The 24,280-nt window shown below is 74.9% G+C and carries 9 protein-coding genes; 4 read left to right on the plus strand and 5 right to left on the minus strand.

Annotated elements, in window-relative coordinates:
• Positions 1 to 206 precede the first annotated feature (206 nt).
• A complete protein-coding gene (bla, locus tag ACIRB7_RS29815; protein ID WP_403604643.1) occupies positions 207 to 1,154 on the minus strand; it encodes a class A beta-lactamase in 948 nt (315 codons plus the stop codon).
• 200 nt (positions 1,155 to 1,354) lie between these two features.
• Complete coding sequence (thpR, locus tag ACIRB7_RS29820) at positions 1,355 to 1,972, minus strand: RNA 2',3'-cyclic phosphodiesterase (RefSeq protein WP_403604646.1); 618 nt, start codon at positions 1,970 to 1,972, stop codon at positions 1,355 to 1,357.
• Between the two features lie 275 nt (positions 1,973 to 2,247).
• Between thpR and ACIRB7_RS29825 the strand changes: the two genes are divergently transcribed.
• The 3 genes from ACIRB7_RS29825 to ACIRB7_RS29835 all read left to right on the plus strand — a co-directional run bounded on the left by ACIRB7_RS29825 (position 2,248) and on the right by ACIRB7_RS29835 (position 8,301).
• The gene (locus ACIRB7_RS29825) at positions 2,248 to 4,290 is read left to right on the plus strand and encodes a calcium-binding protein (RefSeq protein WP_403604649.1); all 2,043 of its coding nucleotides are present in this window, start codon (positions 2,248 to 2,250) and stop codon (positions 4,288 to 4,290) included.
• An 84-nt stretch (positions 4,291 to 4,374) separates the two neighbouring features.
• The gene (locus ACIRB7_RS29830; protein ID WP_403605054.1) at positions 4,375 to 5,361 is read left to right on the plus strand and encodes an alpha/beta hydrolase family protein; all 987 of its coding nucleotides are present in this window, start codon (positions 4,375 to 4,377) and stop codon (positions 5,359 to 5,361) included.
• Between the two features lie 201 nt (positions 5,362 to 5,562).
• On the plus strand, positions 5,563 to 8,301 hold the full coding sequence (locus tag ACIRB7_RS29835; RefSeq protein ID WP_403604652.1) for a LuxR C-terminal-related transcriptional regulator: 2,739 nt from the start codon (positions 5,563 to 5,565) through the stop codon (positions 8,299 to 8,301).
• Here ACIRB7_RS29835 and ACIRB7_RS29840 read toward each other — a convergent pair.
• Together ACIRB7_RS29840 and ACIRB7_RS29845 are read right to left on the minus strand one after the other, a co-directional pair.
• The gene (locus ACIRB7_RS29840; protein ID WP_403604655.1) at positions 8,295 to 9,086 is read right to left on the minus strand and encodes a YqjF family protein; all 792 of its coding nucleotides are present in this window, start codon (positions 9,084 to 9,086) and stop codon (positions 8,295 to 8,297) included. The genes ACIRB7_RS29835 and ACIRB7_RS29840 overlap by 7 nt on opposite strands.
• Positions 9,087 to 9,180: 94 nt before the next feature.
• Positions 9,181 to 10,380 (minus strand): S8 family peptidase, encoded by a 1,200-nt coding sequence (locus ACIRB7_RS29845; RefSeq protein ID WP_403604657.1) that lies wholly within the window; start codon positions 10,378 to 10,380, stop codon positions 9,181 to 9,183.
• 292 nt (positions 10,381 to 10,672) lie between these two features.
• Here ACIRB7_RS29845 and ACIRB7_RS29850 point away from each other — a divergent pair, with 292 nt between their 5' ends.
• Positions 10,673 to 11,185, plus strand: coding sequence for a DinB family protein (locus tag ACIRB7_RS29850; RefSeq protein ID WP_403605057.1), 513 nt, complete (start codon positions 10,673 to 10,675; stop codon positions 11,183 to 11,185).
• A 74-nt stretch (positions 11,186 to 11,259) separates the two neighbouring features.
• On the opposite strand, the gene ACIRB7_RS29855 is transcribed toward ACIRB7_RS29850, so the two are convergent.
• A complete protein-coding gene (locus ACIRB7_RS29855) occupies positions 11,260 to 24,120 on the minus strand; it encodes an amino acid adenylation domain-containing protein (RefSeq protein ID WP_403604660.1) in 12,861 nt (4,286 codons plus the stop codon).
• Positions 24,121 to 24,280: the final 160 nt, after the last annotated feature.

Consider the following 24,280-nt stretch of genomic DNA (forward strand, 5'->3'; position numbering starts at 1 on the left):
ACCTGCCGAGGTGCACAGAGTGCGACGGCAGGCCGTTAGCCCGCAGTCACCTCACGAATCCGAAAAGAAACCATGTTCTCGGATCACCTCCTTTCAGCGTGTACCCACAGCCTAGGAAAGCCGGAGACGACGCTCAACCCATTTAATCGAGCCGATTTCCCGGCTCTCGTCCCGGCTCTCGTCGCGGCTCTCGTCCCCGGCTCGCGTCAGCGGAGTTCCGCCGCCACGAGGGCCGCCGCGTCGGCCACCAGCGGATCGACGGGCGGCGCGTCCTCCTCGAACCGTGTCGTCATCACGACGAGCAGGATCGGACCGCCGTCCGGCGGCCAGGTGACGCCCGCGTCGTTGTTGCCGCCGTACCGGCCGCCGCCGGTCTTGTCGGCGAGTAGCCAGTCCGCCGGCAGCCCCTTACGGAACCGCTCGCCGCTGGTGGTGTTGGCGAGCATCCAGCGCGTGAGCCGTTCCCGGTCCTCGCGGGGGAGTGCGTCGCCGAGCAGGAGCCGCCCGTACGTCCGGCCGATGGCGTGGGGCGTCGTGGTGTCGGTCTCCCGCCAGGGCTCCGCCGAGTTCAGCTCGGGCTCCCAGCGGTCGAGCCGCGTCGTGCGGTCGCCGACCGACCGGGCGAACCGCGTGACCGCGGTCGGACCGCCCAGCTCGCGAAGGAGCAGGTTCGCGGCGGTGTTGTCGCTGTAGCGCAGGGTGGCGTCGCAGAGCTCGGCGACGGTCATCCCGTGGGCGAGGTTCTCGGGCAGCTCGGTCCTGGGCGACCAGCCCGACCGCTTGACGTACGCCTCGGTGTAGCGGATGCGCCGCGCCAGGAACGTTCCGTCGCGATCGAGGTCGCGAAGCACGGCCGCGACGGCGAGGGTCTTGAAGACCGAACACATCGGGAAGCGTTCGTCGGCGCGGTACGCCACCGAGCGCCCCGTCCGCACGTCGTGGGCGAACACGCCGAGCCGGGCGGAGTGCCGCCGCTCCAGCTCCCGCAGCCGCGCGACGAGGCGCTGCCCGCCGGGATCCTTCCCACCGAGGTCCCGCCCGGCGGGGGAGGAGGCGTACGCGGACCCGCCGAGAGGTAAGGCGGTCGCGAGCGCGGCACCGGCGCCGAGGGCGAGTGCGGTGCGACGGGACGGGGTGAGACCTGAGACGGACACGTAACTCCCTTTCCGTGGCGATCACTGCACAGGGAAACACGTGCCAGGGACCCGGATCGGTTGCGACCCGCAGCGCCCAGGCACCCCTCTGCGCCCGCGCATCTCTCGGTCCCGCGCGCCCTCGGCTCAGCGCCCGCGCACCCCGCAGCGCCCACGCCCCCTCGGCGCCCCGCTTCCCCTCGGTCCCCCGCACCCCCGGCTCAGCGCCCGTCGAACGACCACGCCTCGATGTCGCGGTACCGGATCGGCCCCGGCCCGCGGCCGAAGTTGCTGCCCACCAGGTGGAGACGGTCGGCCCGCCAGCGACAGCCGGTGAAGCCGGCGAGCCCGTCGGCGACGTCCACCACACTCGACAGGTCGTCGCGGCGCGCGCGGGCAAGGGTCAGATGGGGGCGGAGCGGCCGGTCCTCGAAGGGGACACCGCACTCCCTGACCACGGCACGGACGTCGGCGGCGAGCCGGTGCAGCCCTTCCAGGTCCCCGTCGATCCCGCTCCACAGCACCCGCTCGTCGAAGTGCCCGCCGCCGCGCAGCCCCAGTTCGACGGGCCGGCGCGACGCCGCGAGGTCCGCGAGCGGCGGGCGCAGGAGCGGAACGGTCGCGACGGGGAGCTCGCCGAGGAACGCCAGGGTGATGTGCCAGTCCTCGATACGGTTCCACCGCATGTGCGGATACGCGTCGTACGCGCTGCGCAGCTCCCGCGCCAGCTCGTCCTTCGCCTCGTCCGGCGGGGCGAGGGCGATGAAGAGGCGGACGGTCGCCGCCCGGTCCCGCTCGTCCCCACCGGGCCCGGCCCCCTGCCCGCGCACCTCAGTCATCTTCCGTTTCCCCGCTCGCCCCGCGTCCGACGCCGCTGTTCCGAGGTGAGGGTACGCGGTGTCCAAGCCGGCCCCGCCGCCGGGCGGTGCACACCACCGCGACCCCGGCCGGAGCAAACCGGCCTGTGGATCGCGCCCCGCGCGCTCCCCCACGGGGGTGGTTCGCGGGGTCCGGTGGGCGTAGTGCGGCACGGCCCGCGTCGGCGGGGCCCGATTCCGCGACGAAGCTGTGCGCTGCTCCCCGTACACCCCCGAAGACGGAGGCTCGTTCATCCATGACCCACGTACAGCTGAGACCGGCACGACGACGACGCAGGCCCGGCGGGAGGGCCGGGGTACCGGTCGCGCTCGGCACGGCGCTCGTACTCGCGCTGCCCGGCACCGCGCTGGCCGCCCCGGGTGACCTGGACCCGACGTTCGGATCCGACGGGCGGGTGACGACCCGGATCACCGGCTACGCGGAAGGCCACGACCTCGCCCGGCAGTCCGACGGCAAGCTGGTCGTGGTGGGGGTGAGCGAGGCCGGCTTCACGCTCGCCCGGTACCTCACCGACGGCAGCCTCGACCCGGGCTTCGGCGGGGACGGCACGGTCACCAGCGACTTCGGCGGCGGCTCGCACTCGGCCAACGCGGTCGCGATCCAGCCGTCGGACGGAAAGATCGTCGTGGTGGGCACCACCGAGGTGTTCGCGGAGGAGGGCGGCGGCTGCTGTTTCTTCTCCGTGGCCCGGTACCACAGCGACGGCAGCCTCGACACGAGCTTCGGCGACGGGGGCCTGGTGCGCGTCGACGAGTTCGGCGGGTCCGCGGACGGCGCGGACGTGGCGGTGCAGCCCGACGGCCGGATCGTCGCCGTGGGCAAGGGCGGTGGCAGCGGGTTCGCGCTGGTCCGCCTCCTCACCGACGGAAGCCTCGACCCCAGCCTCGGCGGCGACGGAGCCGTGGTCGCGGGCTTCACGCCCACCTCACCGCAGGACGGTGGTGGCATCGCCCGCGCGATGGCCCTCCAGCCGGACGGCAAGATCGTCTCGATCGGCTACGTGGGAAACACCGCCTTCAACATCGGGGTGGCCCGCTACCACAGCGACGGCAGCCTCGACACCGGCTTCAGCGGTGACGGCACGGTCACCACGGACTTCGGCGGCACCGAGTTCGGCAACGCCGTGGCCGTACAGCCCGACGGAAAGATCGTCGCCGCGGGTTCCGGCGACGTCGGCTTCATCGCCCTCCGCTACCACGCCGACGGCAGCCCCGACGCCGGCTTCGGCACGGGCGGCCGGGCCGCGGTCAGCGCCCCGGGCGGCGGCGGAGCCGCGTACGACATGGCGCTCCAGCAGAACGGGAAGATCGTGCTCGCGGGGCGGGCGGACGACCCGAACAGCTCCGAGGCCAACGACTTCGGCCTGCTCCGCCTCCACCCCAACGGCACGGTGGACACCGGCTTCGGCGGCGACGGCTTCGTGGTGACCGGCTTCAACGACTTCGACGAGATCCGCGGCGTGGACGTACAGCCGGACGGCAGGATCGTCGCCGCCGGCTACGGGGCGGGCTTCGCCTTCGCCCTCGCCCGTTACGAGGGCGGTGACGGTACGACCCCGCCTCCGCCGAGCGCGGCGGACCTGAGGGTGACGAAGACCGGCACGACCACCGTGAGCATCGGCGACCGTGCCACCTACACGGTGACGGTCACCAACGCCGCCACGTCCACCGCCACCGCGACCGGCGTCACCCTGTCGGACACGCTCACCGGGGCCGGCGCCAACCTCGTCTCCGCCGTCCCCTCCCAGGGCGGCTGCACGACCACCCCGACGAGCGCCACCTGCGCCCTCGGCTCCCTTGCCCCCGGTGCGAGCGCGACGGTCACGGTGACGGCGGAACCCCGGGCCACCGGCACGCTCACGAACACGGCCGACGTCAGCGGCACCCCGCAGGACCCGACGCCCTCGAACAACAGGGCCACCGCCACCACCTCGGTGAACAACGCCCGCGGCTGCACGATCATCGGCACCGGCGGCGCGGACACCCTCAACGGCGGATCCGGCAACGACGTGATCTGCGGCCTCGGCGGCAACGACATCATCCGCGCCGGCTACGGCCACGACACGGCCCACGGCGGCTTCGGCAACGACAACATCGACGGCGGCTTCGGCGACGACACCCTGAACGGCGGCCCGGGCAACGACACCCTGACCGGCACCTACGGCAACGACCGCCTCACCACCACCGACGGCACCACCGGTAACGACACCGCCAACGGCGGCCCCGGCACCGACACCTGCACGACCGACCCCGGCGACACCCGCATCAGCTGCCCCTGACAGTCCGTCCTCCGACACTCCTCCGACTCGCCTCCGACATCCCCCGGACACCCTCCCCCGATGGCGAGACCGGTGGTTCTGCCGATGCCCGCCGCGCCACGCCGCGTCGACAGTGACCGGGCCAGTCCAGGACGCGCCGCCCCCGGTTCCGCCGGGGGCGGCCGCCACACGACACGAGAGGACGACTCCGTCGTGAAACGACACCTCGCCGCGGCCGCCACCGCCACCGCCGCCTGCCTCACCCTGCTCGTCACCCCGGGCGTCAGCGCCGCCGGCGCCGCCGCTGCCAACCCCTACGAGCGGGGCCCCGCACCCACCCAGTCGAGCATCGAGGCCCTGCGCGGCCCGTACGCCGTCTCCGAGACCAGCGTCTCCTCCCTCGCCGCCACCGGCTTCGGCGGCGGCACCATCTACTACCCGACGTCCACGAGCGACGGGACGTTCGGCGCGGTGGTGATCTCGCCGGGGTTCACCGCCTACCAGTCCTCCATCGCCTGGCTGGGACCGCGCCTGGCCTCGCAGGGCTTCGTGGTGTTCACCATCGACACCCTCACCACTCTCGACCAGCCCGACAGCCGGGGGCGTCAGCTCCTGGCCGCGCTCGACCACCTGACCCAGCGCAGTTCCGTGCGCGGCAGGATCGACACGTCCCGACTCGGCGTGATGGGCCACTCCATGGGCGGCGGGGGCTCCCTCGAAGCCGCCAAGAGCCGGCCCTCGTTGAAGGCCGCGATCCCCCTGACCGGGTGGAACACGGACAAGACCTGGCCCGAGCTCCGCACACCCACCCTGGTCATCGGCGCGGACGGCGACACGGTCGCCCCCGTGGCCAGCCACTCGGAGCCCTTCTACGAGAGCCTGCCCGGCTCCCTCGACAAGGCGTACCTGGAGCTGAACGGCGCCACGCACTTCACCCCGAACACGTCGAACACGACGATCGCGAAGTACAGCATCTCCTGGCTCAAGCGCTTCATCGACGACGACACCCGCTACGAGCAGTTCCTCTGCCCGCTGCCGCGGCCCAGTCTGACGATCGAGGAGTACCGGGGCAGCTGCCCGCTCGGCAACTGACGAGCGACGAACGACGAGCGACGAACGACGAGCGACGAACGGCGATCGACGGCCGGCGACCGACGGCCGACGACTGACTGCCGCCGTCCGTCCGGCCGCTCTGTGCTCCGTCACAGGACACGGCTCCCGGGCCTGGGCCCCTGCCCACGCCCAGGCCCGGGAGCCTTCCCCCGTTACCTACGGGTCGGTAACGTGATCGCCGTGAGCGGAGTGACCCAAGCCGCCGCCCCGGGCCAGCGGCTGTACGACCGTACGGCCGAACTCGCCGCGGTGGCCCGGCTCTCGGCCCGCGCCGCCACCGGGGCGGGCGGTGTCCTCTTCGTCACCGGCGACCCCGGCGAGGGGCGCACCGCGCTGCTCGCCCGGGCGGCCGACGACTTCCCCGGCACCGCCCACCGGGTCGCCGCGCCCCCGCACCGGGGAGCGTGGAGCGGGGTCCGGGTCCTGTGCGCCGCCCTCGCGCCCCACCCGTCGGCCGGGCGCCGCGCGCTGCGGCACGCGCGGGGTGAGAACGGCCTCGCCTCGGCCGTCGACGGCCTGACCGCCGGCCGTCCCGTCCTGATCTGCCTGGACGATCTGCACCTGTGGGACGCCCACTCGCGCGCCGCGCTCACCACGGCCTGGCGGGAGCCGGGGAGCCGGTCGGGCGGCACGGTCTGGCTCGTGTCGGCAGCCCGCCACCACCGCCTCCCCGAGGTGCCGGAGGCGGAGACCGTACGGCTGGGACGGCTCACCCGGGACGGCGCACGTGCCCTCCTGGGCGACCTGTGCGCCGTGCCCCCACCGCCCGAAATCGGGGAGCGGCTGCTCGACGAGACGGCCGGACACCCCGGTGTCCTCGCCGCGGCGGTACGGCGCCTCACGACCGCCCCCGCGACCGGCACCGCGCCCCTGGTCGACGGAACCGTCCTCGCCGAGGTGTACGGCGGTCTCGTGGAGAGCCTCCCGGCGGACTCCCGACGCCTGCTCGCGGTGGTCGCCCTGACCGGCCGCACCGGAGCCGACGACCCGCCGCCGGCACCCCCTGGGCGGTGGAAGCCGGAGCCGCCCCGGGCGTACGAGGTCGCTCTCGGCGCGGTCCTCGCCACCGCGCGGGCGACCCGCACCTCCGTCGAACCACTGGACGGCCTGATCGCGGGCGGGCTGCTGAGCCGCAGCGACGACGCGCTCCGCTTCGAGGACCCGTTCCTGGGCCACGCGGCACTCGCCTCGGCCCCGACGGGGACAGCCGCGGCGCCCACCGGGTCAGCTCCGGCGCCTGCCGGGCCCGCCTCCGCCTCCGCCGGGTCCACCTCGGGGCAGGCCGGGCCCGCCTCCGCCTCCCCGGGGCCCGCCTCCGCGCCCCTCGGGCCCGCCTCCGCCCCCGCCGCGCTCGCCTCCACCCCCGCCGAGCTCGCCCCGGCGCCTCCCGTCCCTCCCACCGCCCCGGCGGACCCCACCCTCGTCCGTGGCGAGGGACACCGCGCCGACCGGCTCGGGCCGTCGCCCGCCGTGCGCGCTCTCGCTCCCGAGGTTCGTGGTCGCTCCCAGTTCGTCCGGGGTCTCGCGGCGCTCGCGGGCGGCCCGGTCATGGACGCGTACGAGGTGCTGCTCCAGGCGGCGGAGTTGCTCGGGGAACGGGAGCCGGCCGAGGCGGCCGACGCCCGGTTCCTCGCGATGGAGGCCGCCTGGGCCGGGGGTGACGTCGCCGCGTGTCTGGCCGCCCTCGACCCGGGGAAGGCGGCCCGGGGCACGGAGCGCGACTTCGTCGAGGGGCTGCGCGCCGCCCTCGACGTACGCCTCGACCAGGCCCGTTCCGCCCTGGCGCGGGTGGTCGCGCGGGACGGCGCCGAGGCCGACCCCCGACTCCTCCTCCGGGCCGGTTCGGCCGCGCTCGTGCTGGGCGACACCGCGGCGGCGGCCAGGATCCACGCCCGTGCGCTCGCCCGCGCCCGCGCCGAGCACCGGACCGCACTGGTGCCCCGGGCCCTGGAACACCTCGCCTACGCCGAACTCCGGGCCGGCCGGTACAGCAGGGCCGCGCGCACCGCGCGCGAGGGCCTGCGGGCGGCCGAACAGACCGGCCAGCACAACGTCGCCGCCCACCAGCACGCCGTCCTGGCCCTCGTGGCCTCGGTGGCGGGCGACGGCCGCACCGTGACGGAACACGCGGGGCGGGCCCTCGACACCGCGCGCCCGCACGGCCTCGTCCAGGCCGCGACCCTCGCCGAATGGGCGCTGGCCCGGGCCGAGTCCGGGCGCGGCCTCGCCGCCCAGGCGACCGCGCGGCTGCTCCCGCTCGTCCGGCAGGGCCCGCGGGGCGGCCATTTCGCGCTGCGGATGCTGGTGATCCCCTGCTTCGTGGAGGCGGCCGTCGCGTCCGGACGGCGCGCGGAGGCGCGGGAGGCCGCCGAGGAGTACGCGGTCTGGGCCGCCCAGGGCATCGACGGCACGGCACCGGCCCAACTGGCCCGCTGCCGGGCGCTGCTCGCGCCGGGCGAGGAACCGGCGTACTGGTTCGGTGAGGCCGTCCGTCGCCACGACAGCTGCGGCAACGACTTCGAGCGCGCCCGCACCCTCCTCGCGTACGGCACCTGGCTGCGGCGCCGCCGGCGGCCCGGTGACGCGCGCGGTCCGCTGAGCGACGCCCTGGTCACCTTCGAGCGGGCCGCGGCCGACGGCTGGGCCGAGCACGCCCGGTGCGAACTGCGCGCCACCGGCGGCACCACGGGCGGGGTCACGGACCCGGCGGCGCTGGGACTGCTGACGCCTCAGCAGCAGCGGATCGCACGCCTCGTCGCCGGGGGCGCCACCAACCGGGAGGTCGCCGACCGTCTCACCCTCAGCCCCCGGACCGTCGACCACCACCTCCGGAGCGTCTTCGCCAGGCTGGGCATCCGGTCCCGGGTCGAACTCCCCGGCGTGGTCGGCCGCTGGGACGCCCGCCCGACGGGCTACTGACCCGCTCGGGGCCGGGGGACCGGGGCGACGGGCGGTCGTCGCGGTGGGCCGCCGAAGCGGACGGGGACGCCCGGCGAGTACAGCACGCTCACGGGTGCGCCGAGGGGCCGCACCAGACCGGCCGCGGCGAGGAGCGTCTCGTCGCAGTCGAGGAGCCGGGCGCGGTGCAGCGGCCAGCGGGGGTGGGTGTTCGGGAGGTAGAGCGGCCGTCCGAAGTAGGAGCTGTGCATGCCCCAGCGGGCGGTGAGGAAGTGTTCGAGCGCGGTGGGTTCCTCCACCCGCTCGCCGACGGCGACGCTGATCGCGCTGCGCGCCCCCCGGGGCCCGGGCCAGCGTCGGCTGCTGCTGTACGTCACGGTCGAGCCGTCGCTCCGGACGCTCATCCTCGACCAGACGTACGGGATCCGGAACGCCCACCGGCCGACGGCCACGGGGAGCAGCCGGGACGCGTCGAGGGAGCGGAAGACGACGCCGCGACGCCCGTGCTCGTCCACCGAGTAGAGCCGGACGTTGGTCTCGGGGAAGGTGCCGAGATAGGGGAGCCCGGGAAGGCGGAACCAGCCGACCCGGTGCATCCGGAAGGCGACGAGGCCGACATAGGTGACCCCGTCGAGGGTGTCGGGCACGGTGCCGGCGGGCAGCAGCGGCGCCACGTCGGCGGGGTCCACGGCCCAGTGCAGGAACGCGAGGTCGAGCCAGGACTGGGTGAGCAGGGTGCGGTCCGTGCGGTGCGGCGGGTCGGCCGATATCGGTTCCGGCTGCACGGCGGGCGGCGTCTGCGGCATCGCAGCATTATGCGGCAGACACGTACACCCGCATCGAAGAAGGCGGCCCTCCGTATACGGAGGGCCGCCTGGTGCGAGCCGTGGTGCGGTGTGGCTACGGGGCGATCTTCAGGAGCTTGTTCGCGGTGCCGGCCGAGGGGTTCTTGATCGCGTCCGCCGTGGCGCCCCCGCTGAGCGCGGTGGCGATGTCGGCGGGCGTCGCCGACGGGTTGGCCGCCAGGTGGAGGACGGCGGCGCCCGCCACGTGCGGCGCGGCCATCGACGTACCGGAGATCGTCTTCGTACCGGTGTCGCTGTCGTTCCAGGCCGAGGTGATCTCCGAGCCCGGGGCGTACAGGTCGACCACGGCACCGAAGTTCGAGAACTCCGACTGCTGGTCGTCCTTGGTGCTGGACGCCACGGTCAGCGCCTCCGGCACCCGGGACGGCGAGCCCTGCCCGGCGTCGGAGGACTCGTTGCCCGCCGCGACCGCGAAGGTCACGCCGGAGGCGATGGCCCGCTTGACCGCCGCGTCGAGGGCCTCGTCGGCGCCGCCGCCGAGGCTCATGTTCGCCACCGACGGCCCGGAGTGGTTCTGCGTCACCCAGTCGATGCCAGCCACGACCTGCTCGGTGGTGCCGGAGCCGTTGTCGTCGAGGACACGGACGGCCACGACCTTGGACTTCTTGGCGACGCCGTGGGAGGTGCCGGCGATCGTGCCCGCCACGTGGGTCCCGTGGCCGTTGCCGTCGTCGGCCGTGTTGTCCTTGTCCACGGCGTCGAAGCCGTGGCTCGCCCGGCCGCCGAAGTCCTGGTGGGAGATCCGCACGCCGGTGTCGATGACGTACGCGGTGACGCCCTCACCGCCGTTGTCGGGGTAGGCGTACTTCTGGTCACCGGCCGTGTCGGCCTGGTCGATCCGGTCCAGGCCCCAGGACGGGGGCTTCTCCTGCGTCTCGTTGATGCTGAAGCGCTTGTTCTGTACGACCGTCCCGACGGCGGGGTCGGCCGCCAGCCGCTTGGCCTCGTCGACGCTGAGGCCGGACGCGGAGAAGCCGTTGACCTCGGAGCCGTAGGAGCGTTCGAGGGTGCCGCCGTACTTCTTCGCGAGATCCGCCTTGTTCGCGGATGCGTCGAGGATGACGACGAAGCTGCCGGCCACGGCGCCCGGTGCGCCGAGCCCGTGCACGGTCCCCTCGGCCGGGGCGGCTGCCCCCGCGAGGTTGCCCGCGAACAGTGCCGCGGTGGCGGCGCCCGCCACACCTGTGGCTATGGCCGCGTTGCGAAGACCGTGGGATCGCTTGTGAGTTGCCATGAAAGGGGATCTCTCCTCGTGTTGACGTGTGGGGCGTCAAACGTTCGAGAGAACCCTGTGCGGGTTGGCAGGAGCAAATCAAGAGCGAACCCGGGGTACGGGCTTATTCAACAAGGTTTCTTAATGATCTCTCCGCATCGCCTCCACGGTCCACACGCGATCTGGCGGACTCCTGCGTGAAACGGTCACGAATAATCGTTTGTGCGTCGGGCCGCCCGGCAGCATCCTCGGCACCGTGAACACAGCGAGCGACGTGCCCGAGCGGTGGAGTCAGGCCGGCGTCTACCCCGACATGTGGGCGGACCCCGACAAGGATCCCCGGCACAGCGAAGGCCCCAGCCCGGACGGCGAGTTGGCGACGTACCAGGACTTCCTGGGCGGCTACCGACTGACCCTGCGGATGAAGTGCGAGGGCCTCGACCCGGAGCAGTTGGCCCGCCGGTCGGTGCCGCCGTCGACCATGTCCCTGCTCGGACTCGTCCGCCACCTCGCCGAGGTGGAGCGGGACTGGCGCGGTTGGATCCTGCCGGGAGACCCGGAACCGACGCTGTACGGAGACGCCGACGGCGACTTCGAAGGAGCCCTCGCGGAGCAGACGCTCGTCGACAGCGCCTTCGCCGACCTCGAGCGCGAACAGGCGGCGACCGACGCGGCCCTGCTGGCATGCACGGACCTGGACGCCCGGGTGATCCAGGACGGCACCGCCGTCCGCGAGTTGTGGGTCCACCGGATCGAGGAGTACGCCCGCCACTGCGGACACGCGGACCTGCTGCGCGAGTGCGTCGACGGCCGGGTGGGTCAGTAGCGGACACGACGACCGGGGCAGGCCGCCGAGAGAGCCTGCCCCACGCCGAACGGGCCTTCTGGTGGGGTGTCTGCCTACCCGAAGGCCGGGTCCCCGTCCTCCGCGCCCACGGTCTGCCCGAGCAGATGCAACGGGCCCGCTGCGACCCCGGCCGCCTCCATGACCTCCCAATGAGCCCCTGCGAGCCGGCCGTCCACCAGCCCGTGCACCACGGGGAGTTCCGGGTTCGCGGCGTGCAGCAGCGACTCGAGCCGGCACGAGGCGATCGTGCCGGGAAGCCATGACCTCGCCGCGTACCCCGCCGCGACAGCGGGCGGAAGCCCCGGTGCCGTCCGGCGCTCCACCGACCCGACGGACAGCAGGCCCCCGCCGACGATCAGGACGTCCCGCCGCTCCCTCATCCTCGCCAGGGCCCTCGTGGCGTCGAAACAGTGCGGGAACGAGTCGTCGACGACGATCGAACCCGGCCGGAGCCGCGCCACGTCGAGCACCGCGCCGCCCCCGCTGACGGCCGTGACCAGCAGGTCCGCCTCGTACACGGCGGCCGGCAGCGCCGCCGGACCGGACTCGTGGACCTCCACGTTCCGGGCCAGACCCCGGGCGATCAGGTCATCGGCCAGGCGTCGCAGCCGTGGCGCACTGCCCGCGATGTCGCACAGGAGCAGCCGTGCGGGCGGCTCGGCGGCCCGCGCGAGGAGCAGTTCGAGGGACGAGCCGCCGACGGAGCCGAGACCTGCCACCGCGACGACGAGCTCGCCGAGTTCACGGCCCGTCCGCGCGAGCGCGGCGTGGACGGTCCTGACCACGGACACCACCGTCGCCGCGTGCCCGGTGGTGACGGCGGTCGGCGCGTCCGTCTCGCGCAGCACGCCGAAGCCGTACGCCGTGAGGGACGGGATCATGCCCGCGAGGGAGACACAGCGAGCCCCGAGCGTCGCCGCGTACTCGACGGCTCGGGCCGTGCGCCCGGCCAGGTCGGGCGTCGACGCGAGCTCGTCGGCGAACAGCGGCAGGCAGACGAATCCTGACCGCCCGAGCGGGGTGCTGATCTCCTCCATGAGCCGGGGACGCCCACCGGGGAAGAGCAGCCCGCGCAGCTGTTCACGCGACGCCGCCCCGACCCCCGGCCCGCCGAGCGCGGCGAGCTGACCCGGCGGGGGAAGATAGCCCACGAGAGCGGCGTCCAGCGACGCGCCGAGAGCGGGCGACAGACCGGCAGTCGACGCCGCAGCCGCTGCCGCGGTCGATGTCGATGTCGACGCCGGATCCGTCTCGGCCCGCGCATCCACCGTCATCCCGCTCCGCAGGGCGCCGGCGAACGCGGCGAACCCCGTCTCCTCGGGGAAGGCGGCGGTGGACGCGCGAAGCGTCACCCTCAGTTCTCCCGCACCGACCGGCCGCACCGCGAGGAACGTGTCCGTGCCCACCGGAGGGGGCGCGAGGACGGCGTCGCCGTCGTCCCACCGCAGGCTCAGCGTGTCGCCGCTCAGCGGGCCGAGGGACGAGAAGTCCAGGAACGTGAAGAAGAACTGAGCGGCGGCCGGCAGCCCGCCGTCGCCGCGAGCGACCCCGGCCCCTTCCGTACGCGCGGCCTCGACCTCGTCCACGACCGCCCGCAGGTCCTCGGCGAACGTACGGCCCGTCCCTCTCGCACCGGGCGGCGGGCCCGGCCGCAGCGGTACGGCGGCGGCGTACGGGCCGAACACCCGGTGGGCGTCGTGCCGCGCGTCGTCGCGGCCGGAGACGGCCAGACCGAGGATCAGGTCGTCCTGCCCGGTCGTGGCGGCCAGCGTCCGGTAGTACGCCGTGAGGACCGGCGCGAAGAGTGAAGTCCCCGCGCCGGTGGCGACCCGGCGCAGGGCGGCGACCTGCTCCGCGTCGAGGGTGAACCCCGTCGAACGGTACGGCGGTGCCGTGGCGACCCGGCCCGGAGCGCCGGCCCCGACGTGGCCCCCGAGCACCGGGCGCCGATAGGGCTCCTCCAGTCGGGCCCTGCCCGATGCGCCGCACGCCGTGCGTTCCTGAAGGGCTGCCACGTGGTCACGGAACGTGCCGTGCAGCGGCGGGAGTTCGGCCGACTCGCCCCGTACGACCCGGTCGTAGACGGAGAGCAGCTCCCGGCCGAGCAGCGCCACGCTGTAGCCGTCGCCGATCAGATGGTGCGCGTGCACGACGAGCAGGTGCTCGGCGGGCCCGAGGGTGAGCAGCCGCAGGCGCAGCAGCGGCCACGCCCAGGGCTCGAAGCGGCGTGCCCGTTCCTCGGCGATCCGCGACGCCAGGAGGCCGGGTTCGGCAAGGGTCTCGAAGTCGACCGGCAGCCGCAGGGCGGGCGGAAGCTCCTGCTGGACCGGCGGACGAGCACCGGCGGGGAACACGGTCCGCAGCATCGGATGCCGTACCACACAGGCGTCGACGGCCCGTTGGAACGCCTCGCGCCGCAGCGGCCCGTCGATCCGCAGACACGACAGCCACGCCGTGTCGGAGCCGGGTGCCATCGCCTCCGCGAGGAGGAAACCGCGCTGGGAGGGAGTGAGCGGGAACGGGGCGGGACCGTGCGCGTCGCCACGGGGGAAAGCGCCCGGGGAGCCGAGGGGCTGCTCCTCGTCCGTTGCGTCGATGGCGGCGGCGAGGGCGGCCAGGGTGCGGTGGGCGTACACGACCGTGGGCCGGGGCAGGGACCGTATCTCCTCACGCAGCCGTGCGAAGACCTGGAGAACGAGCAGGGAGTCACCGCCGAGCTCGAAGAAGTCGTCCTCGCGCCGGACCTCCTCCCTGTCGAGAAGCTCGGACCAGAGGCGGGCGAGCAGGACTTCGGTCGGCGACGAGGGCGGCGTCGACAACGCCTCGTCGGCGACGGGCGCTTCGGACCCGGAGGCGGGCACGGCAGTGGGCCCGGGGGAGGGTAGGGCGACGGGCTCTGCGTTGGGTACGGCGGCCGGCACCGCGACGTCCCCCGCAGCCGACACCGCGACGGCCTCCGTGGCCGTCACCGCCACCGACCCCGGCTCTGCCCCGGCGACGGGCCCCGGGTCTGACATCCCGAGCCGGGCGCGGTCGATCTTGCCGGTCCCCGTCAGGGGCAGGTCGTCGACGACGCGGATCCGGCCCGGGAGCATGTACTCCGGCAGCGTCCGGGCCAGATGGGCGCGCAGAGCCGTCGCTTCCGGCGCCGGCAGGCCGGGTCGGCGCTCGACGAAGGCGTTCAGCCGCTCGTGCCGGTGGACCACGGCGGCGCGGGCGACCGCCGGGTGCGTGAGCAGCACCGACTCGACCTCGCCCGGTTCCACCCGGTGCCCCCGGATCTTCACCTGATCGTCAAGCCGCCCGAGGAACTCCAGAACACCGTCCCCGTCGCGCCGGACCCGGTCACCACTGCGGTACCAGCGGCGCCCGTCACGTTCGACGAACGCGGCGGCCGTCAGCCCCGGTTCGTCCAGGTAGCCGGGTGTGAGCCCCACCCCGGCGATCAGCAGCTCGCCGGGCTCACCCGGTGCGCAGCGCCGCCCGTCCGCCGTCACCACGTCGACCTCCGTGCCGGTGAGGGGCCTGCCGATGGGCAGGACCCGCACGTCGTCGGCGGGACGGCTGTCGACGATGTGGAACGTGGCGTTGATGGTGGCCTCGGTGGGCCCGTACAGGTTCGCGATCCGCTGCCCGGGGCCGAACAGGTCGTACCAGCGGCGTACATGAGCGGGCGGAAGCGCCTCGCCGCCGACATGGATCCACCGCAGGGCCGACAGGTCCGGCGGCGGCGCACCGGCCCGCACCCGGGTCTCGGCGGCTTCGAGGAGCCGGGACCAGAGGCTCGGGACCGAGCTCCACACCGATATCCGGGCCTGCTCGACGCGGTCGAGCAGTACCTCGGGGTCACGGAGCAGCTGCCTGGGCAGGGTGACCACCGTGGCCCCGACGAGGAGGGGCGCGAGGAGTTGGCGTACCGACGCGTCGAAGCAGACCGAAGCCGTCTGCGCGAGACGGTCACCCGCGCCGTACGCGAACGTCTCCAGCGCCCAGTCGAGATAGTTGGTCATCGAACGACGGGTGATCGGCACCGCCTTGGGCCGGCCGGTGGAACCGGAGGTGAAGATCACGTACGCGAGGGAGTCGGGGTCGCGGTCCGGGCCGAGGTCGGAGTCCGGGAGCTCCGCGGCACCGGATTCCGATTCGGTCGAGGGGGCGTCGACCATGACGAGCCCGACGCCCGCGACCGAGGCCAGCTCCACCGCCGACGCGCGGGTCTCCGCATGGCAGACGAGGGTACGGGTACGGGTCCGCTCCAGCTGGTCGGCCATGCGTGCGGGCGGATGGGCCGCGTCCAGCGGAACCCAGCCCGCCCCGGCCCGCAGGATGCCCACCACTCCCGCCACGGTGTCGGCGCCGGGACCGGTCAGGAGCCCCACCAGGTCACCGGGGGCGACACCCTGGGCGCGCAGGCGCGCGGCGAGCGCACGGGACGCCCGTTCGAGTTCGGCGTAGGTCGTGACGCTGTCGCCCGTATCGACGGCCACCGCGTCCGGCGTCGCGCGGAACTGGGCGCACAGCCGCGTGACGATGTCCGGTCGGACACCCGACGGCGTCCGCACAAGGGCAGGCGCGGCGCCGGGCGCGAGGGCGATCGCCGAGAGCCCGGCGGTCTGGGTGAGCGGGGCGGCCTCGGTAAGCCCGGCGGCTTCGGTCAGCTCCGCCAGGTGTTCGCGGGCAAGGCGGGCGATCGTGGTCCGCTCGAACAGCCGGGCCGGGAAGTTCCACGAGAAGGACAGCGCCCCGTCGGACTCCCAGCACAACAGACTCAGCCGGGTGGCGGCGGAGGCCGTCCCGGCCGAGACCGGACGGACCTCCACCGGGCACTCGAGGTCGAGGGAGACCGGGAACCGCGCGAAGCTGAACGACGCGGGCCCGGCCGTACGCGGTCCCGCCCCGTCCACGGGCGTGAGCCGGGCCAGATCAGGACTCGTGAGGCGGCCGTGACGCTCGCCCTCGGGCCACGCGTCGCGCAGCCGAACCGCGAGCGCGTGCACCGAGTCGTCCGGGCGGACGCGCACGGGAATCGGCAGAGTGTCGGCCAGCGGCCCCACCAGCCGGTCGATACCGGGGAGCCGGGACTCGCGGCGGGCGCGTGCGACGTTGACGGACAGGTCCTCGCGGTCACCGCTCCACCGGGCCAGACAGCGCGCGTACGCCGCGAGCAGCACGTGGAACAGCGACACGCCGTGTGCCGCGGCCACCGCGCGCAGCGCGTCCGACAGTTCGGGCCCGGGCGTCACCTGGTGGGCGAGGAGCGGGGGAGCGGGGATGCCCAGCGGGTCCCCGTCGTAGGGCAGCGCGAGCGGCTCACCCCTCCGGGCGAGCACCTCACGCCAGTACGCCCGGTCTTCAGCGAGGGCCGCCTCCGACCGTTCCGCCCGCTCGTGCGCGGCGTAGGCGGCGAAGTGAGCGACGAGCGGCGGGAGGTCAGGCGCCCGGCCACGCGTGAGGGCGGTGTAGAGGGCCCACAGCTCCTCGCCGAGGACGTTCAGACTGAAGCCGTCGGCGGCGGCGTGATGCACCACGACGACGAGCCGGGCGGAGGCGGCCGAAGCATTGGCGTCGCTCGCGGTACGGACGAGCACCGCCCGGATCGGAGCCTCCGCGATGAGATTGAACGGCCGGTTGCGCAGGGCCTCTTCGAGCCGTCCGAACTCCTCCTCGACCGGGCGCCCTCCGGGCAGGTCACGTACCTCGTACCAGACGGGCATCGGCTCGTGGCCGGACGGGACGGCGGCCTGCGTGGGCGCGGCCTCCCCGATCCCGGGGCGGATGCGGATACGGAGCATGGCGTGCCGGTCCGCGAGCAGGCCGAGCGCCCTGCCGAGCAGATCGGCGTCGAGCGGGCCGCGGACGTCCTGCGTCACGTACCCGTAGGCGGCGACGTCCGGGTACAACTCACCCAGGGTGTGGAAGGCGAGCTGGACGGGCGTCAGGGGGAAGGAAACGCCGTCGTCGGCCGCGCCGGGCGACTGCGCGGCCGGGCTTGGGGTGGTGGAGGGGGCTTCCTCCGATCCGAGCTGGCGGGCGAGCTCCCCGAGCGTCCGGTGCTCGAAGAACAGCGTGATCGGCAGCGAGCGGTCCAGCTCCGTCTCCAGCCGCTTGACGAGATCGACGGCCATGAGCGAGTCGAGCCCCAGGCCGAGCAGCGGTACGTCGTCCCCGAGGTCGTCCGGGGACACGTGGAGCGCCTCGGACAGCAGCTTCCGCAGGATGGCCGGCACACTGTCCGCCTCTTCGGCGCGGCGCGCGCGATGGTCGAGGCCCGCCTCCTGCGGCGCGGGCGCGGTGGCGGGCCGGGCTGCCGCTCCCGGGGACGGGCGTACGGCGACGGCGGCGGGAGTACGGCGACGAGTGCCGCCCGACGTCAGGTCGGCGACCATCAGCTGGCCGACGCCGCTGCCACAGGCGGCCCGCAGGGCGTCGAGCGCGGCCCCGGTGTCCAGCGGCAGGGGCCCTCGCGCGGCTCCGGCACCGGCCCCGATACCGGCACCAGCACCAGCACCGGCACCAGCACCAGCACCGGCACCAGCACCGGCACCGGCACCAGCACCGGCACCGGCACCGACATCGGCGCCGAGGCCGGCACCAGCACCAACACCGGCGCCGAGGCCGGACGCACCGCTCGCGGCGAGCAGACCCGTCCCTGCGAAGGCGGCGAAGTTCACGGCCAGCCACGGGCGGCCCGCCGCGCGCTCGGCGGCGGCGAAGGCGTCGAGGTACGCGTTGGCGGCGGCGTAGTCACCGATCGCCCCGGCGAGGCCCGGCAGCACCGAGGCGACCGACGAGAACGCCACGCACACGGTGGGATGCAGCCCATGGGCGAGGAGTCCGCGCGCGAGCAGGGCGGTGCCCCGCGTCTTGGCGGCCAGGACCTCGGCGACGTCGTCGGGCGACTTGGCCCGCAGCGTGCCGGGGCGCACCGTACCGGCCGCGTGGAGTAGCGCATCGAGGCGCGGCAGACCGGCCAGGAGCGCGTCGACGTCGGCCTCGCGGGACACGTCGGCGGCGCGGTACTCCGCGGTGGCGCCGAGCGCACGGAGTTCGGAGAGCAGCCCGGCCGGCGCCGCCGCCGAGCGTCCGGTGAGGACCAGCATCGGCCGGCCCCGCCGGGCGAGATCGCGGGCGAGTGCGCCACCGACCCCTCCGGCTCCTCCGGTGATCAGGTACACACCGTCGGCCGGCAGCGCCTCCCGCGCCCCGGACCCGTCGACGACCGGTGCGGCGACCGGCTCGGTGGTGCGCCCCAGCCGGCGCCCCGCCCGCCAGGCGACAGCGGGTGCCGGCCGGAACACGCCCCCGTCACCGCCCCCTTCCTCACCCGGCGGCTCGACCCGCGCCGACAGTTCGAGGTCGAGCGCGTCAAGCCGTACGGCGACGTCGTCGAGGGAGCACAGGTCGACACTGTGGGCCTCGACCCCGGGCAACTCCTCGGGCAGCGCCAGGGTCAGCCCCGTCAGCACCGCCTGCGCGGGGCGGGGGCGCTCAGGGCCGGTACCGGTGACATGGACGTCCTCCGTGACGACGAGCACGCGGGGGCGGTGGAGCGCGAGCTGCGGCAGCAGGTCCTTAAGCGCGGTCACCATGCCACGGTGGGCCGCGTCCAGCGCCGCCGCCGAGTCCGGCTCCACGGCCGGACCTGCGAGCAGCACGGCGGCCTCGGGCGCCGGCGAACCGCCGGGCACGGGGTCCACGGCCCTTCGGACGATGACACCCCGCCCGGCGAGCCGCTCCGCGAAGGCGCGGGCGAACGGTGAGTCAGGGCCGGCCAGGAGGACGGTGCGTGGCCCGGGGCCCGGCGTCAGCGGGGAGTCGTCCCACCCGAACCGGTGCAGCAAGGGCCGGGGCGCGGGGGCGGTGGCGGGCCAGTGGCGCCGCCGCTGGAAGGGATACGTCGGTACGGTGACCCGGGCCCGGCCGGCATCCATCGCCGTACGGTCCAGAGGCACGCCCCGCTGCCAGAGCCGGCCGACGTCCTCGAGCAGGCCCCGCGCGCCGTCCCGGTTCCCCGCCGTGAGCGCGAGCACCCGAGCCCCGCGCGGATGCGCCGCCGCGACGGCGCGCACGGGACCGCCGAGGGAGGAGGAGCCGAGCTCGACGAACGTGTCGTACCCCTCGCTGAGCAGCCGGTCCACGGCCGCGCCGAAGCGCACCGGGCGCCGTGCGTGGTCCTGGAGGTACGCCGGGTCGAGGGCCGGTTGCCAGTCGGCTGTCACCGTGCTGAGCAGAGGCGTCGCCGACGGCCGGAGCGTGAGGGCGCGGGCGGCGACGGCGAGTGGGCCGAGGGCAGGTTCCATCAGGGCGGAGTGGAAGGCCCGGGACACGCCGAGACGGCGTGCGGCGATCCCCCGGGCGGCGAGTTCGGTGAGAGCGCCGTCCACGGCCGCCTCCGTCCCGGCCAGGACCACCTGGTCGGGACCGTTGACCGCGGCCACGCTCAGCGCGCCCCCGGCGTCGGCCACCAGATGGGCGACCGCGTCCTCGCCGCAGCGCACCGCCGCCATGGCGCCGGGCGCGCAGAGCTCCGCCATCAGACGGCCGCGCTCGGCGGCGAACCGTGCGGCGTCTCCGAGCGGCAGCGTCCCTGCGACGCACGCGGCGGTGATCTCACCGACACTGTGCCCGGCGACCGCGTCCGGGGTGATACCCCAGGCCCGGAGCTGGCGGGCGAGCGCGACGCCGTAGGCGACCAGCAGCGGCTGCGCGACCTCGGTCCCGGCGAGCGCGCCGGACGGGACGTCGGCGTCGAGACACCAGGCGGCGAGACTGCGCCCACCGATCAGCCCGACCTGCCCGGACGCCTCGTCGAGCGCCTCCCGGAACGCGGGGGCATCCGCGTACAGGGCACGGACCCGACCGAGCGTCCGCACCCCCTGCCCGGGAAGAAGCAGCACCATCCGCGCCCGCGACCGAACGGGCACGAGAAGGGACCGGGAGCCGCCGGGACGGCCTTCGGCGCGGGGCGGGCGGGATTCGGGCCGGTGGGCGTCGGGCGGGGAGCCGTCGGACCGGCCGATGCCGAGCCGGTCGGTGTCGGCCGACCGGGCGTCAGACCAGCCGGCGTCGAGCAGGCCGGCGTCGAGAAGGGCGGCATCGATCCGGCCGGCGAGGTCGCCGCCGTCGTCGGCGACGACGGCGAGACGGTCCGGTCCCTCGTCCCGGGCCGCGGCGACAGTGGCGCAGACATCGCCCTCGTCGAGATGCGGGTGGTCCCGCAGGTGTTCCGCGAGCCCGGCCGCGGCGGCACGCAGCGCGTCCGCTCCGTGCGCCGACAGGGTGAGCAGACGAGGGCCGCCCGACGCTGCCGCGACAGCGCCTCGCGGGGGCCGGGCGGGTGCCTCCTCCAGTACGGCATGGGCGTTGGTGCCGCCGAAGCCGAACGCGTTGACTCCCGCGACGAGCGGACCGGCCTCCTCCCAGGCCCGTTCCTCGTCCAGCAGCGCGAAACCGGAACCCGCGAGGTCGAGCGCGGGCGCAGGGTCCACGGGGTGCGGGGACGGCGGCAGTCGGCGCCGGCCGAGGGCGAGCACCACCTTCACGAGGCTCGGCATGCCGGCGGCGTTGAGCAGGTGCCCGACGTTGGCCTTGACCGAGCCGAGCGACCGGGGCCGCCCGTCGGCGCGCGGAGGGAAGGCGTGCGCGAGCGAGCGCACCTCGACGGGGTCACCGACCGGCGTACCGGTGCCGTGCGCCTCGACGTAGGAGACGCTGCCGGGGTCGACGCCGGCCTCGCGGTACGCCCGCGTGATGACCTCACGCTGTGTCAGGGGGTTGGGGGCCATCAGGCTCAGCGAGCGGCCGTCGTTGTTCACGGCGGTGCCGCGGAGGATCGCCAGGACCGGATCACCGGCCTCCTCCGCCTCGTCGAGACGCGTGAGGACGAGCGCCGCGCCGCCCTCTCCGGGGACGAAGCCGTCGGCAGCCGCACCGAACGCGTGACACCGCCCGGTGGGGGAGAGCGCCTGCGCCTTCTCCAGGAGTGCGTACCCGCTGGGCGTCAGATTGAGGTGGACGCCGCCGACGACCGCGAGGTCGCACTCGCCGGCCTGGAGGCTGCGGCGCGCCAGATGCAGGGCGACCAGCGCCGAGGAGCAGGCGGTGTCGACGGCGAGCGCGGGGCCGGTCAGGTCGAGACAGTGCGCGACGCGGGCGGCGAGCATGTTGGGGAGGTTCCCGGTCAGCGCGGAGGCGGGCCATTCCCGCTCACCGTAAGCCTGTTCAAGGACCCGTCGGTAGCCGCTGTCACCGGCGGCGACGAAGACACCCACTCGCCGCCCCCGCCGGCGCGGACCCGCGTACCCGGCCCGCTCCAGGGCCTCGTGGGCGAGCTCCAGGAGGATCCGGGCCTGGGGGTCGGTCGTCCGGGCCTCCTCGTCCCCGATGCCGAAGAACTCCGCGTCGAATCCGGCCGGGTCGTCGAGGAAGGCGCCCCACCGGCCGTCGCCGTCCGAAGGGCCCGCCCAGCGCCCTGGGGGAACGGCGGTGACGGCGTCGTAGCCCTCGGCGAGCCGGTCCCAGAACGCCTCCGGCGTGTCGGCACCGGGAAAACGACAGGCCAGGGCGGACACGGCGACCACGGTCTCGGCGCCCGCGGCGGCCGACTCCGGGCACGGACGCGAGCCGCCCGAGAACGACCCGCCGGACGACCCGCCGGACGACCCGCCGGACGACCCGCCGGACGAGCCGTCGGCCGAGTCCCTGGCCGGGCCGTCGATCGAGCCCCCGGCCGGACCGCCGGACGAGCCGTCGCTCACCCCGCCGGGCGGCCCCACCGTCAAGAGCATTCCAGCGAGCGAAGCCACCGTGGCGTGGTCGCGTATGTCGGACGGGCGCAGCGGTACGCCGAACTCGTCCTCCAGGGCGGCGAGGACTTCCATGGCCTTGAGCGACGATCCCCCGAGCGCCCGGAAGTCGTCGTGCGGTCCGATCTCTTCGGCCGACAACCCCAGGGCCCGGGCCCACACGCCGAGGACGACGCCTTCGACCTCGGACAGAGACCGGGACACGGCCTGCGCGGCCAACCCGCCCCGCTGACCGGCCTCCGGCGCGGCCCCGGGCTCCGGGGTCGTCCCAGGCTCCGGCGTGGCGCAAAAAAGCTCCGGCGTGGCCCCGGCCTCCGGCTCGGCCCCGGGCCTCGGTGTCGTCCCGGCCCCCGGCGCGGGCCCGGCCTCGGTCTCCGGCACCACCCCGACCTCCCGCGCCGCCCCCAGGCCCACCGCCCCGGGCCCCATCGCCCCCAGACCCACCGCCCCCGAACCCACCGACCCGGTAGCCCCCCGCCCCCCGATCTGCGGAAACTCCCCGCGCTCGAAGCGATCGCGCAGCACCCCCCGCCGCAGCTTTCCGCTCGTCGTGCGCGGAAACGCCCGGGCCGGCAGCGCCAGGACCCGTACGTCGTCGTGACCGAGCGCCTCGCGGACCCGGCTCCCGACCTCCCGCAAGAGCCCCTGTGGCACCGCCGCGGGCGCGAGGAAGACCACCACCCGTTCGCCCCCGCCCGCCGGATCGGTGGAGCCCACCACGGCGACCGGGCCCCGACCGAGCCCCGGCGTGCCGGCGGCCACCTCCTCCAGGTCGGCCGCGTGGAACGTACGCCCGTCGACGAAGACGACGTCCTTCGACCGACCCGTCACGCAGAGCCGTCCCCCGCGCAGGAAACCGAGATCACCGGTGCGCAGCCATCCGTCGACGAACGCGCCCGCCGTCGCCTCCGGAGCACGGTGGTAGCCACGGGCCACCTGCGGCCCCCGGACCTCGATGTGGCCGACCCGGCGGTCGTCGACGGGCTCGCCCGCGCCGTCGGTGATCCGCACCGCGCACCCGGGCACGGGGCTGCCCACGTCCATCAGCTCCACCGCGTCCGGACCGGGCGCGGTGTCCACCGCCCACCCGGCACCGAGCGCGGCCCGGTCCAGGGCCAGCGGCCGTGCCACCTCCCCGGGCGGCGGAAAGGTGACGGCGAGCGTGGCCTCCGCGAGGCCGTACACGGGCTGCGGTGCGCCCGCCGCGAGCCCCGTCACCCGCATCCGCCGCACGAAGGACCGCCACACGGCCGGCGAGATCGGCTCGGCGCCGACCAGGATCATCCGTACATGTGTCAGGTCGAGGCGCGCGAGTACGTCCTCGGGGACGCGCCGTTCGACGAGGGCCAGGGCGAAGTTGGCGGCCGACAGCAGCGTCGCCCGGTGCCGTTCCGCAGCCTCGAGCCACCGCGCGGGCCGCTTGGCGAACGTGAGGGGTTCGAGCCGCACCTGCTTGATCCGCGCCGACAGCGGGACGAGATGGGTGCCGATGAGCCCCATGTCGTGGAAGTACGGCATCCACGTGGCGATCACGTCCCCGGAGGTGATGCCCGCCGCGGCGCGGATCTGCGCCAGGTTGGCGAGGACGGCCGCGTGCGTCAGCTCGACCCCCTTGGGCGTTCCCGTGCTGCCCGACGAGAACTGGAGGAACGCCACGTCCTCGGGTGCGCGTTCCGGCAGCCGTGGCGGAGCGGCGTGCTCCCGCAGCGCGTCGAGCACGAGAGGGCGTACGGGAGCGGGCAGCGCGTCGAGCAGAGGCGCGGTGGACTCACCGACGGCCACCGGCGGCCGGCCGAGGAACTCCCAGACGGGCAGGACCCGTCGTACGTCCGGGGCGAGCGGAACCGGTACGAGACCGGCGGCGACGGCGCCCCAGAACAGCGGCAGGAACTCCTCGCTCCGTTCGGCCGGCAGCACCACATGGCTCCCCGGCGCGAGCCCCGCGTCCAGGAACCCTCCGGCGACGCACAGGGCGTCGGCGAGCAGCGCGTCATATGTGACGGCCAGTTCGCCGCCGTCCCCGCGCACATGGACGATCACCTGGCCGGGCGCGGTCCCGGCCGCACCGGCCAGCACGTCCAGCAGCACCGTCTCGCCGTTTCCCCGCATCAACCTCAACGCCCCCGTGCATCCACCGGGCGGCGGGCCCTCCCACCGTCCGCGCGAGAGCGACCGCCCCCGGTCCGGTCTGTTCCGCCCGTAATGATGACCGATCTTCATCCCGGGAACGCCGGGGGAGTGGCCCGCGCCGACAGGAGGGCCGCGACCG

This window comes from Streptomyces sp. NPDC093795 (assembly GCF_044764665.1).
Taxonomy (GTDB): Bacteria; Actinomycetota; Actinomycetes; order Streptomycetales; family Streptomycetaceae; genus Streptomyces.